The sequence below is a fragment of the Vibrio sp. R15-SG3-ISO1B genome, from assembly GCF_059833835.1.
Genome location: NZ_JCBDGG010000017.1, coordinates 15423 through 28997 on the forward strand (window position 1 = coordinate 15423; position 13575 = coordinate 28997).

10 protein-coding genes and 1 pseudogene are annotated in these 13575 nt (G+C 50.1%); 1 reads left to right on the forward strand and 10 read right to left on the reverse strand.

Annotated elements, in window-relative coordinates; genetic code table 11:
- The first annotated feature begins 219 nt into the window (after positions 1-219).
- Positions 220-1242: an acyltransferase gene (locus tag AC6R0S_RS05220; protein ID WP_500637384.1), complete on the forward strand. Its 1023-nt coding sequence runs from the start codon at positions 220-222 to the stop codon at positions 1240-1242.
- Between the two features lie 36 nt (positions 1243-1278).
- On the opposite strand, the gene AC6R0S_RS05225 is transcribed toward AC6R0S_RS05220, so the two are convergent.
- The 10 genes and pseudogenes from AC6R0S_RS05225 to kduD all read right to left on the reverse strand — a co-directional run bounded on the left by AC6R0S_RS05225 (position 1279) and on the right by kduD (position 13454).
- On the reverse strand, positions 1279-1668 hold the full coding sequence (locus tag AC6R0S_RS05225) for an MAPEG family protein (protein WP_500630998.1): 390 nt from the start codon (positions 1666-1668) through the stop codon (positions 1279-1281).
- Positions 1669-1847: 179 nt separating this feature from the next.
- Positions 1848-3842, reverse strand: a complete 1995-nt coding sequence (locus tag AC6R0S_RS05230; protein ID WP_500633141.1) for a heparinase II/III domain-containing protein — start codon at positions 3840-3842, stop codon at positions 1848-1850.
- On the reverse strand, positions 3839-5272 hold the full coding sequence (uxaC, locus tag AC6R0S_RS05235; RefSeq protein WP_500633142.1) for a glucuronate isomerase: 1434 nt from the start codon (positions 5270-5272) through the stop codon (positions 3839-3841). The genes AC6R0S_RS05230 and uxaC overlap by 4 nt, the downstream gene beginning before the upstream one ends.
- A gap of 121 nt (positions 5273-5393) precedes the next feature.
- Entirely contained in the window at positions 5394-6560 is a 1167-nt protein-coding gene (locus AC6R0S_RS05240; RefSeq protein ID WP_500630995.1) for an oligogalacturonate lyase family protein, read from the reverse strand.
- A 71-nt stretch (positions 6561-6631) separates the two neighbouring features.
- A complete protein-coding gene (locus tag AC6R0S_RS05245; RefSeq protein WP_500627916.1) occupies positions 6632-8398 on the reverse strand; it encodes a sodium:solute symporter family transporter in 1767 nt (588 codons plus the stop codon).
- A 244-nt stretch (positions 8399-8642) separates the two neighbouring features.
- Positions 8643-10860 (reverse strand): annotated as a pseudogene (locus tag AC6R0S_RS05250) (right-handed parallel beta-helix repeat-containing protein).
- Between the two features lie 253 nt (positions 10861-11113).
- Positions 11114-11749 (reverse strand): RpiB/LacA/LacB family sugar-phosphate isomerase, encoded by a 636-nt coding sequence (locus AC6R0S_RS05255; RefSeq protein WP_334553081.1) that lies wholly within the window; start codon positions 11747-11749, stop codon positions 11114-11116.
- Positions 11750-11789: 40 nt separating this feature from the next.
- Positions 11790-12110 (reverse strand): cupin domain-containing protein, encoded by a 321-nt coding sequence (locus AC6R0S_RS05260; protein WP_487902490.1) that lies wholly within the window; start codon positions 12108-12110, stop codon positions 11790-11792.
- Positions 12080-12640 carry a YgjV family protein gene (locus tag AC6R0S_RS05265; protein WP_500637385.1) on the reverse strand — a complete coding sequence of 187 codons (561 nt, stop codon included), beginning with the start codon at positions 12638-12640 and terminating at the stop codon, positions 12080-12082. Before AC6R0S_RS05265 ends, AC6R0S_RS05260 begins: the two co-directional genes overlap by 31 nt.
- 52 nt (positions 12641-12692) lie before the next feature.
- Complete coding sequence (gene kduD / locus AC6R0S_RS05270) at positions 12693-13454, reverse strand: 2-dehydro-3-deoxy-D-gluconate 5-dehydrogenase KduD (RefSeq protein ID WP_500627913.1); 762 nt, start codon at positions 13452-13454, stop codon at positions 12693-12695.
- Between the last annotated feature and the right edge of the window lie 121 nt (positions 13455-13575).

The window sequence follows — 13575 nt, forward strand, 5'->3', positions numbered from 1 at the left end:
CTAATGGAAAATTGATTCACGGCGTTTAAATGGACTTCTCGCAAACTCACTTTGGGGCAAAAATGAGTCACGCTACTGCCACACCAACCAAACATTTGAACTCCCCCACAAAAACAACACACAGCCCATCCTTCCTGCCCGACTCCTTGATTTCACCCCGCCTTGCCTGCGCGGTGAGCTGATATATCTAGGGGCCGGTTGTTAACAATGATAATTATTATGCAGAAAGAAAAAATCCAGAGTATCGAACTTGGCCGTGTGGTGGCGATCATCGCGATTGTTGCTATGCATGGGCAGCCATTTCTCTCCTACTGGCTATCGGATGGCACCCCATGGTTTGGGTACATTTTCAATCAGGCGACACGCTTTGCTGTGCCGCTGTTCTTTTTGATTTCGGGGTATTTGATTGCCCCTAAACTGGACGCCAACCCCATCGCGACGCTCAAAGCCTACAGCGCACCGCTACTGCGCATTTTTGTTGTGTGGAGTGTGATTTGTCTTGTGATGCCGTTTAACCTCAATGTGGTGATGAAACAAGGGTACTTGGCCGATCGCATGGGCTACTGGCAGTTTTTACTCTCTACACCGCTTAATACCTTGCTTGAAGGCGGACTGGTGCACTTGTGGTTTATCCCGGCGTTGGTGTTAGCGGCGGCGATTGCGTCAGGGTTGGCGCACCTTTCCCAATCCCAGTGGTTGATTCCGTTAGCGTTGCTACTGTATGTCCACGGCGTTTTGGCAGGCAGCTATCAAGGGGTAACGGATCTGTGGTCGCCGTTTTTCACCCGTAACGGACCATTTTTCTCAACGCTCCTGTTCGCATTGGGCATCGTGATTCGCCGTCAACAATGGCGCGTGAGCAGTGCACAGGCACTGACGATGGCGGCGCTGGGGATGTTGGTTCATTTCGCTGAAGCGTACGGATTGTCGTTTTATGACCAGCCTTTCAACACCAATGATTTTCTGTTTGGCACGGCGCTGTGGGGAACGGGCTGTTTTCTCTGGTTATTGACCAAGCCTTCGCTCGGCCAAGGTCATTGGCTGACGGGGCTCGCCCGCTACGTGTTGCCGGTTTACGTCGCGCATTTACCGATGATGATAGTGATGTTCAACATCGCCGGGGCGTTGGAATTAGAGGGGTTGATGCGAGATGCCAGTATCTTTGTGGGTACACTCACTTTGACGTTTCTACTGGTGAAAGCCGTGGATGGCACCAAACTCAATACTTGGTTGTTCCGTTGATACTCAAGCGCCGCTGATACGCGGCGCTCTTATTATCTATCCGAGCAGTTTCGAGTACGGCAGCGCGATGAGGTTTAACACCATCAGCGCGGCCATGACGAAGAAGGTCAATTTCATTCCAGTGATACGGTGCTTTAGCGTATCGGATAAAATCGCTTTCGCGTGCAGCACTCGCCCAATCACAAACGCAATCCCCGCCAAATGAATAAAGCCGACATGCACACCGTTGTATTCCGCCAAGGCCATTAAAATCAGAGTGATCGGAATATAGTCAACCGCATTGCTGTGTGCGCTGCGAGCTAAAACCAGCGCTTCGACGCCGCCGTCAGCGTATTTTATGAGCTCTGCGCGTCGTTGTTTGATCACTTGCCACGCAAGCGAAATCAATAATCCGGCTAATATCACCGCGTATAGCGCCGTTACCATAGTGTGTCTCCTTGATTGATGTCATCTCTAACATAATGGGGAACGATGGATTATGCCAGCCGAAACAAAAGGCAGCGCCCAATGAACGCTGCCTTTTTCACATCACCGATCTAGGGTGGCTGTCACGTTAGTATGCACGTTAAGTGCACATGACGATGACATGCGTGTGCGATGCTTGCTTATACCACCTGACACTGAGTCCAGTCATAACGCAGCTCATGCCAATGCCCATCACGTTGGTAACGCACGACCACTTGCTCCGCTTGCCACTCAACATTAAGCCCTTGGTAGCGCCCGTCTAAAGACAAATCGTGCAGTACCGTAACCTGACACAATGTCGCTTGGCTTCTGAGCACACTGTAGGCCAAATCACTGGTGGCTGGGTTATCTGGGGCGTAGCCCGTGAGCAAGCCTAGCGGCGTGTCGCTGGCGATGAATTGACTGAATGTCGGCTGATCTTCAATCTCATAACGTAGCGTTAAGCCGCTCTGTTCTGCCAACCACTGGGTGTCTGTCATGCGGGCTAATGGGCCTTCAAGTGGATTGTCGATGGCCTCACCACGTTGAGCCAACTGGTGTTTTCCGCGCACGTGATAGGTCAAGTCTAGGTGCTGTTGGTGCGGGTTCTCGATGCGGTTAAGCTCGATCGCTGCATCGCCTAGCCAGAGTAAGGTACGACGAAAACGCACATCTTGGTACGCTTTGCTGTCCCAATGCTCCAGCGTGTGGCTATCGACTTGCGCTGGCGGCTTAGACCAATCGACTTGCGTATCAATCACCGTCAGTGCATCGCTCTGCTGATAGGCCAGCAAGGTCGGGTTGATAGGAGACTGGTTTTTCTGGTTCACGACTAAGGTGTTGTGCGTCGCGCTGTTTTTGTAGTAGCCGTAGTGCAGCTCAGCGCCGTAACCTGTGGTGCCAAGATCTGGCAGAATCTCTTTGCCTGCGCGGGTTAAGACCATGCCAAGGCGGTCATAGTGATCGTGCTCACCGCCATAGGGCGCGTGTTTAAGTAGCAAGGCGTTGTCTTGTTTGTCATCGTACACCAAGCTGATCCCAGCCTCTTTGGCGTGTACCGTGTGGCAGGCAAGCGGCGTCGCCTCCGGTAAGGTGTCTACGCCATAAAGCAGCGCATCAATGTTATCGCGCTCTATGTTTTGGTAGATGCTGCTGAGCATGCGTGCAAACGGCTCACATGGGGTTTGTCGGTAAGCAAACTCAAAAATGTGCGCATGGGTAAGCTGCTCTTGCCCTGCGATACAGTCATTAAGACGCGGGAAGGCGCCGGTGTTCATCACCAAACTGAGCGGGAAAGTCAGCAACTTGAGGTAATTCGGGTTTGAGGCGACCGAATAGGGCGTGTTGCACGCGATCTTCTCAAAATTCATTAACGCTTGCAGCGCGTAGTAGTGGTAGTGAATCGAGCCTTCAAACCACATTCCCTCACCCAAACAGCCATGATTGAGCTGATAGTGCAGGCCGTAATCGGTATTGAGCGCGAAATCGAGGTAACGCGAATCATCGAGAATCAGACCAATCACACCCACGGTGGCGTTGATTTTCATCTCATGGTTGTGCAACTGCGGAGTGCGGTATTCCATCAGGAACTCGGCCCCTTCACGCAACAGGCGCGTCTCAATTACCGCTTGTTGCTCTGCGCTGAGCGCTTCACGGATGAAATCATAACCTCGCGCCATATCAATATGGCAGTTGGCCTCACACAGGGTTTGCGCGTTGGCTTTGCCTGGCCCGTTGTACGGAATACCGCCGTGAATTTCGTAATCTGGGTAGTACTTGGCGTATTCAAGCAAAATCGCCGTGACTTTCTCAAGGTAGAGCGGCTCTTTGGTGATCTGCCACAGCAAGCCAAGGTCGTAACACGCTTTGGCGTTCAGACCGTTCATCCAGCGCCACCATGCGCCATCATAGGGTTCGCCGGTAAACTCTTTGCCGTCCACTGGGCAGCAGTGTGAGAGCGGCTTGTCGCGATCCCACGTCAAACGCACACCGTGCTCTGGGCAGTAGTAGTAGAGGTTCCACGTTGCGCGGCCATCGCACGGCACGAGGATATCGTTCTCGAGCACAATCTGATTATTGGATTTGAGCGCCTCAATCACCTTAGGGGTGGCGCGCTCGCGGATGAGGCCCATGTCAGAGTGAGAAAATTGAATCATGAAGACGTCTCCAGCTGAGTCGTTGAGAAGCCGAAATAGCGCTTGGCGTTGTAATAGCAAATGTTTTCAATCGTAGTTTTGAGCAGTGACTCATCGTAAGGAAGCTCACCCTCGCTGACCCACTTCGCCAACAGATCGCACAATACGCGGCGGAAATATTCGTGGCGGCTGAAAGAGAGCACATTGCGTGAGTCGGTCAACATGCCGACAAATCGCCCTAATGCGCCGAGGTTTTTCAGCGTCGTCAGTTGCGCCACCATGCCATCTTTGTGATCGTTGAACCACCACGCCGCACCGAACTGGATTTTACCTGCGGCGCGATCGCTGTCTTGGAAAGCGCCAGCCATGCAGCTCAGCACCGCGTTGTGGTTAGGGTTGAGATTGTAGAGCACGGTATTGGGCAGCTCGGCACTTTCATCCAGCGCACTGAGCAACTGCGCCAATGGCTGAGCAATCGACAAATCGTTGATGACGCTAAACCCGGTGCCACCACCCAGCGCCTGTTTGCGCCTTTGATTGACGTTGACCAACACGCCGATGTGCAGTTGCATGCTCCAGCCATAGTGGTGATAACGTCGGCCAAGCTCAATAAACAGACGAGTGCGCAGCGCCACTTGTTCAGACTCGCTCAGTGCTTGTCCACTGAGCAGCGTCGAGAAGGCTGCTTTGGCCTCTTCTGGCGTGCATGGTGTATACACCACCTGCGTTAAGCCGAGATCAGACAAGCGGCAGCCGAGCGCGTGGAAAGTCTCTATGCGCGCGTCAATGGCAGCAAGGTAGTCATCCCAGTGTTCGATTAGATTACCCGTCAGCGCCGCCAATTTCCCCGTCACCGTCTGCAGCGCAGCAGGGGTATCGAACGCCAGCAGCTCATCGGCGCGAAACGTCGGCAGCACTTGTACGGAAAAATCAGATTGCTTGAGCGCGGCGTGCGCGCTTAAATCGCTCAGCGGAGAGTCGGTAGTACAGAGCGTTTTAACCTTGAGCGAGGTGAGCACCTCGCGGGTGGTCAACGGCTGAGTCGCCAGTCGCTGTTGGCAATGTTGCCAAATCGCTTGCTCGTTGTCAGGGTTTATCAGCAAATCACACTCAAAAAAGCGCTTTAACTCAAGATGCGACCATTGGTAGAGCGGGTTACCGAGCAAGTACGGCACAGACTCGCACCACTTGGCAAATTTCTCAGCATCACTCGCCGCACCGGTAATAAAGTGCTCATCCACGCCGTTGCTGCGCATCCCACGCCACACATAGTGATCGCTGTGCAGCCAAGCTTCGGCCAAGTTTTGAATGGGGGTGTTGTCTAAGATGTCCTGCGCTTCCAAGTGATTATGATAATCAATAATGGGCATGGGCGCGGCGTAGTTGTGATAGAGGTGCTGAGCGAGTGTCGAGTTGAGGAGAAAATTGTCGTGAATATAGTGATTGTTCATTGAACCAGCCTTAAGTATTGAGCCTTAAGTTATGGCATCCCCCCAGCCGCGTGTGCGAGTGGGGTGAAAGCAACGAAAAGGCCAACCGATCGGCGGCTGGCCTTGGATTCGTCAGTCAGAATCAGTTCTTGTACTCTTCTGGTAGGTCTGCGATGTAGATTGCAGGCACACCTTCAAAGTCACTGGTGAACAGTACGCCATCGTCGTTTGGTGTGAACGATGGGTGTGGGTGAGTGATCTGACGATCACCGTCTAGCACGTCCCAAGAGGTACTGTGCTTAGCCAGTTTCGCAAAGCTCTTATTCTTGGTGTTCATGATGTATAGGAACGGGTCGTTCTCGATGTTGTAGCTTTCTGCGTCTGCCACATCCACCGGCGCATCACAGCCGTCACCCACCATCAAAGAACCGTCGAAGTTACTCATTAGGTGAGAACATGGTGGCATCACCATCACTTCTTCATTCTCAAGCGTTTCTGGGTTCGCTTTGTAGATCACGCGATCCGTTTGACCTTTGAAGTAAGACACGTAAGCCATTGCGCTGCCATCTGGAATCCAGAATTCGTGCGTGCAAGATTCGCCTTCTTCATGCTCTTTGATCTTACGAACGTTTGAGCCATCTTCGTTCACTAGCCACATACGTGCGTCAACCAGATCGTGTGGACCTTCGTGACAGAAGCCAACGGTTGAGTCGTCAAATGGACGGTAGATTGGGTGGCCTAGCCATGCGTTATCTTGGTGAACTACGTCCAACTCACCCGTTTCGATGTCCACTTTGATTAAGCGACAAGTTGGGTTGGTGTGGTAAAACTCAGCGAATTTTTCCCAAGAAGTCAGTGGTTGCCAATCCGCTTTAAGGATCTCAATGCCCACCAACTTAGTGCACTCTGAGTTTGCTACCCAAGTGCCGTAGCCTTTCCACTCTTCATCAACGGTGTAAACGACAGTTTCGTTTAGTGTTTCGAGGTCAACCTTCATCAGGTTGAGTTCGTTTTTCACGTAGAAGAAAGAGCGGTCGTCGTCAGAGATGAAACCGCCGAATGTATTATCGCCCGCACCTTCTGTCAGCTGAGTCGCTTGCTGAGTTTTTAAGTCCAATAGGTAGTAGTTGCGGTTGCCGTCAAAATCGCCAGCAAATAGGAGCTTTGAGCCATCCTTGGTGAAGCATTTCTGGTAGAAGTAGTTACGGTGACAAATCACATCAGTCGGTGTCAGACGCGTTACCTTCACTTGGGTATCGCTATCAACGAAGGTTTCAAAGCCCAGTTGAATCACATTACCTTTGGCCATTTTAAATTCTCCTAAATTCTTAATTGGTATAGCCACCTCCGAGGAGGTGGCCAATCATGATTTAAACGTGATTAGTTGGTTTGCTCAGTGAGCTTTTTTTCATCACCAACCTGAGCACTCTTCTTCAGTGCATAACCCACGGCGAATATAGCGGCCGCACAACAGGCGAACACGAAGCGTCCCCACAGTGGGTTTGGAATCAATACCATCAAGCTCAAGCCACCCGCCATGTAGATAACCAATGTACCTAGCTTGTTGCGCTGCATGCGGTCAACGATGTCTTGACCTTCAGACGCGACCACTTCAGTTTCCACATCGTTGAAGAACTTCTCAGTTTCCGCCAACTGCGTGTCTGTCTCTTCTTTGTAGAACAAGGTGGTTGCCCAGAAGAAGCCCGCGGTTAGGAATAGGTGCGCTGCGATAGTGATCATCGTACGCATCTCAGAGATTTCACGCCCTGTTAGATCCGTCATGCCGAACCAGCCGCCAACCACTTGTGGTGTGAACACGTTGATCACAGACCAAGAGACCAAACCACCGAATACTACGGTTGCCCACGGTGCCCATTTTGGCGTTCTACGGATAATCATACCGAAGAATAGAGGAACAAGAATTGGACCTTGTAGCAAGGTAGACACTTGCATCATTAGGTCAAATAGGCTGAGTTCTTTTAGAGATGTGAAGAACTGCGCCATCATGATAACCATTAGGCCGTTCGCGACACACACTAGCTGACCCGCGCGTAATAGTTCTTTGTCAGACGCTTTACCTTTACGAACGATCGTTGCGTAGAAGCTGCGGACAAAGATACCTGAGTTACGGTTTAGTGCTGAGTCCATTGAAGACATGGTCGCAGCAAATAGACCCGCCATCAGCAGACCAACAGTACCCACAGGCATGATTTCACGAGCAAAGACTAGGTAAACCGCATCGCTGGCTTTCGCGCCAAGTGCTGGGTACTGAGCCGCTGCATCTGGGAACACAATCGCAGTTACCCAAGGTGGGATGAACCAAATCACCGCACCTGCAAGCATCATTGCGCCTGCCATTAACGCCGCTTTGGTTGCGTTGTTTGAGTCTTTTGCGTTTAGGAAACGGTAAGAGTCTTGCATGTTGTTGATACTTTGCAGCTGTTTCACCACAAAGAACAGGAACACACAGATCGTCATCAGTGGGTAGTTCATGTCAGGACCAATGAAGAAGCCTGATGGGAACTCAGTAATGATCTCACCTGGGCCACCGATGTAAACCAGCGCCACGATTGCACACGCAATCGAAATGATCGCGATAACCAAGGTTTGAATGAAGTCCGATGCCACTACGCCCCAAGCACCACTCAATAGAGAGATGATCAGAACCGCAATACCGGTTGCCCAGATAGTGGTGATGATGTCAGCGTCAAATACCGCTGAAGCGAATACGCTCAGACCGTTTAGCCATACACCGCCGTTGATCACACTAAGAGGGATGATAACCCAAGTGAAGAACTGCTCGTTGGTGTTACCAAAACGACGACGAATACCTTCCGTTGGGGTGTCGACACGCATTTGGCGGAAACGCTTAGCAAAGTAGAGGTAAGCCACGACGTACGCCATGATGTTACCGAAGAATACGCCCAGTACCGCAAAACCATCATTGAAGGCTTTACCGGCTGCGCCTGTGAACGTCCAAGCAGAGAACTGCGTCATAAACGCCGTTGCACCTACCATCCACCACAACATTTTACCGCCCCCGCGGAAGTAGTCACTGGTGCTGTTGCTCGCCATCTTTTTGAATAGCAAACTGATCGCCACCATTAGGCCGAAATAGCCCACGATGACAAGATAATCAAATTCCATAGCAGAACCTCGAAACACTGTTTTAATTTAAGTGTATTGTAGTTTTGTATTACGTTTAGTTCCGTGACCAAAATCGAAACATCGGTTCATAAACAAAATAATCGCGTCAAACATGATCTAGATCACTAGCTATCCGACGCTAATTAAGTTTTTTATTTATCAATAACGGTTAAAACGTCATCACTTGATGTCAAAGGTAAGACAAAAGGGGCGGCGATGCCCCTTATTCAGTCAAAAATGTGGCTTATTGCATGAGTTTTTTCAGCTCAAGCGCTTCAGCCATGCCTGGTATCGCTTGCTGAGTATCCACCACGCTTAGGCGACGCATCTCAGCCAGTGCGGCCATATCGACCGCTTCACCCGCTGCGTTTTTCGTTACGCCATCTTGGATGAACAGGTTGTCAGCAGAGAAGTCACTGTTAACCACATCGTCATAGCGGCTTTCAGTTTGGAAACGGTAAGATATGTTGCCAGTAAACTCGCCTTGCTTGATGCTGTCTGAGTATGGGCTCTTGCGGAACAAGTAGTTGAAGCGCTTGTTATCAATCGCTAGGTTGTTGCTCAGCGTGATCGCACCTGGGTTAAAGTTGTCCGTAAAGCCGTCCATGTTGTTGTTGAACGACAAGCTGTTCTTCACGACGTGTGGAACAGGGATACCTTCACCACCCAACTTGAAGCCGTTACCGATGGTGCCGCCTTTGTTTGGCACATCAAGGGTACGACCATTGTTGAACGCGATAGAATCGACAATGGTCACGGCACCATTCGGGCCATCTTCAACCTTGTTGAACAGATCCCAACCGTCATCGATGTTGTGGTGAGAGAGACAACGGATGAAGGAGTTGCCATCACCGATACGCATTTTCGCAGCAAAGCCGTCCGCGTTGATTTGTGATGAATCCATGTTGTTGTAACTTTCACTGTCGATCACTGTGTTGTAGCTCGCCCATAGCGCGCGACCAATGTTCTCTGGTGAGGTGATTTGGAAACCGATGTCTGGCGCGCTGTGCGTCACGACTTTCTCAAACGTGTTGTGGCTGCCGTGAACAATCAAACGCGCACCCGCCACTTCAATGCCTTCTACGTGCCAGTGGCTCGCGTCATGGTTAAAATCACCCACAAAGCGAACTTTGCCTTCTGGCGCAGTGAGGTACTTCATTTTCTCAGCGGTACCGCTGACCGTGATTGGCAGAGTGATCTCTTGGTAGTCACCCGGTAGCAGCGTAATGGTGCCACCTGCTGGAAGCAGCTCAACTGCGCTTGCCAGATCCAATGGTGACGCTTGAGTGCCCTCGCCGTTCGCTTTGCCGTTTGGCGCAACAACAATCTGCTCTGCGTTAGTGAGCGCTTGCTTAGCGACTGTGAAGGTTTCAGTCATTGCTTCTAGCGATGGGCGTGTACGTCAACGTGAATTCAGTGTTCGCCGCAGCCAGTTTTACCGTGTGGTTGAACAGCTGACCCGCTTCGACTTTCGCAGACGTAATCACTTTGCCCGCTTGCGCTAGCTCAAATTGGCCAGTGTAGTTCGCACGCGCTTGCACTGGGTAAACGTCGCTGACTGTACGTGGTGAAGACGCCACTTCTAAACGCGTCGCCACTTGCTTGGCTTGGTAGGCTGGCGCATCAATGTTTTGCGCAGGAGAAAGTGCGAGCTCAACGTTGCTAACGTGAATCTTCGCATTACGTGAAGCAAAGAAACCGACAAATTGGCTCTCGCCATTTTGCATTTCAAGAATGTTCGCATTGGCACCTTTCACGTCATACTCTTCTGAGATATGACCGTTTTGGTAGCCCACTTTGAAGCCTTCGTTGGTACGAGTCAGGCTCATGCGGTACGCATCTTTGCTCACGTAAGGCACGCCTTCCACGTAATCCACGCGGCTCAGGCGGTTACCTGCAGTGCCCCAAGGTTGGTAAACACCTTCACGGAAAGACGCGTTGATGTTGGTCATACCATCGTTGGTGCGCGTGTGTGAGCTCATGAGGTTCATCACCATGTTTGACGCCGAAGGGAACTCTTCGTGGCCCTCTGGTTGTGGCATCAGACGCTCTGCGCCTACAATGTCACGAACCATGATGCCTGCGCCTTCCTGGCGGTTAGGTGTTGCGCCCGTCTCTGGGCCTAATTGTTCAAGTTCGATGTCAGCAGTCAGGGTGAAATTGTAATCGGTTGGAATTTCCGTGTAGTAGAAAGTGATCCCTTCATGCGAGTTCGCCAGTTTGCCCTCACGGCTTTCCACCGTAAATTGGTCAGCGACTGGGCCCGGTTGAACCAACTCGCCGTTAACTGTTACTTGGTTGACGCCGACCTTCTCAGGCAGGATAGTCGAACCAAAGTTCAAGTCTGTCGACTGACCAAAGGTCGCCGCTTTCCAAACCAGTTGGTCAGCAGTCAGTTCACTCGCAATCGCTTGTGGTGCCAACGCCATGGCAACGCACAGGGCAAGAGTCTGTTTTCTCATTTTATTCACCAATATTGAAACATTGTTTTGATTTGGGGCTTCTGGCGCACACTTTACTCGTTCTAGAGAGGGGTGAGAAGCAAAAAACCAATAAAATGCGATCTTAGAAACGGCGTTTCATTTTTATACAAACACTACTTATCAGTGGCCAAAAGACATAAAAAAAGCACCCATTCATCTGGGTGCTTATTTAGCTAGATTCGCTGGGAATGGTAGAGCTCAAAGGCTCTCCTCTTCCCTTAGCAATCTGTGATTAGTCGATTAGAGACTTCACGTATTCTGCGATTTCTGGCACTTGGCAGTTAGAGAAGAAACACTCTTGGAACTGCGCGCTGCCCACTGCTTGCTTAACAAGATCTTGGTCAATCGCACGTAGAGACTCAACCACGTCTTTACATACTGCTGCTTTCACGTTGTTTAGGATAGCCGCGTTTGCTTGCTGAGGTGCAGCACGCTCGATTGGGTAACCTTCGCCACGAGCGCCTGTGAACGCTTTTTCGAAGATGTAACGAACGTTCAGTTCACCAGCCCAACCAAAGCCTTTTGCGAACGCTAGAGAAATCGCGTTGCCGTTGTTGATTTGGTTGAATAGGAACGCGTCAGATGGCTCTAGGCAGTAACCACAAACAACACCTGGGTGTAGGTTGCTTGCCATTAGTGCGCCTTGACCAGTACCACAACCCGTTACGATGAAATCCACTGCTTTAGAGTTCAGTAGGATGCTCGCTTGGATACCTAGGTGGATATACGTTAGGTGATGATCGTTTTCGTCAGTCATACCTACGTTGAATACTTCGTGACCTAGACCACCAGCAACCGTGTTTAGCTCAGCAGCAACCATAGCGTTTTTAGGTGCTTGGCTGTTTTCCATAGTTAGTGCAATTTTCATTGGATTCTCCTGCGGCGAACCGCGTAACTAATTTTAAAACTTATACGAAATCTTTGCGCATTGGCGTGAAGTTATCAATCAACACACCCGCTTCTAGACACACACAACCGTGCTCGATGTTTGGCTCTTTGTACATGGTGTCGCCCGCTTCAACGATTTTCTTCTCATCGCCAATAGTGAATTCGAACTTACCAGACAGTACGTAAGTCAACTGCTCATGTGGGTGGTTGTGCATTGAACCAACAGCACCTTTTTCAAAGTGCACTTCAACGGCCATCATGTTGTCACTGTGCGCAAGCACTTTACGTGAGATACCGTCACCTAGGTCTTCTAGTTGGATGTCTTTGTTGTATACGAACATGGGTCTTCTTTCTCTTCGTTATCGACAAGCTTCACTTTCTTTTGCTCTCTGAGCAATTTTGCTGTGGTCATTAAGTTAACGCTGATCAGCGTCATTTCCAGCAGCGTTCCACCCATCGATCCTATGATGAAATTATTGGCCAGCCAGCATAACGCCCCGACCAAAAAACCGATTCTCATCGCCACGCCCTTGAGGACAAACACCGAGAATGTCCCGATGACAGTGCCCAAAATTGGCCAGATGTCCTGTGGCGATTCCATAATATAGAAACCACTGGCCATACTTATGGCGATGAAGATTGCTGCGACTCTTTTCGATGAAACGTAAATAGCGGTGGCCGTTCGAAGCGCTGAAAGCACTGAACTGACCACCGATACTAAAGAGCCAAGCAAGAAAAAATGCAGTAGATGGTTTAAATGAAAAACCAACATCAAAATCTTCAGCTTCTTATCGTCTTTCTGATAAAAGGTACATACCCCTAAGAAAAAGCTTAAGAATCCAAGAATTTGTGCAATCGTGTTTTGTTCCACGCGATCTACTCATTTTTCAGCGCCTAACCAAGGTTAGGCGCTAGATTGCTAATTAGCGAGCTAACCAACCACCGTCTACAGCAACAGTGTAACCGTTGATGTAAGAAGCAGCGTCAGACGCTAGGAATACACATGGGCCAGCAACATCCTCTGGCGTGCCCCAACGGTCAGCAGGGATACGCTCTAGGATAGCGGCGTTGCGATCTTCATCCGCACGTAGTGCCGCAGTGTTGTTTGTCGCCATGTAACCCGGTGCGATTGCGTTCACGTTGATGTTGTGACGAGCCCATTCGTTTGCCATTGCGCGAGTGATACCCATAACCGCACTCTTAGATGCAGTGTAAGAAGGTACACGGATGCCGCCTTGGAAAGAAAGCATAGAAGCGATGTTGATGATCTTACCGCCAGTGCCTTGAGCAATAAACTGACGCGCGACTGCTTGAGACATGAAGTAAACCGTTTTCGAGTTGATGTTCATCACGTCATCCCAGTTTTGCTCTGAGAAGTCGATCGCATCTTCACGACGGATGATACCTGCGTTGTTTACTAAGATATCCACTTTACCGAATTCAGTCACAGCGCTGTCGATGATGCTTGGGATATCGTCTTGTTTTAGTAGGTTAGCGCGAACATCTAGGAACGTGTAACCTGCTGCATTCATTTTTTCGATGGTTTCAGTTGGTTCAACGTAGTTAACACCAACAACTTTACAGCCTGCTGCTGCAAGACCTAGTGCCATACCTTGACCAAGGCCAGTGTCACAACCCGTTACGATAGCAACCTTACCTTCTAGGTTAAATGAATTAAGAATCATGTTTATTCCTCAAAAGCTGTCAAATTAACGTTCATTACGATGGCTCGCCATCCTGTGACGCTAATATAGCAATTTTTAAAACTGCATTTCAATTATTTTTAAAACAGACTTTCAAAAAGCA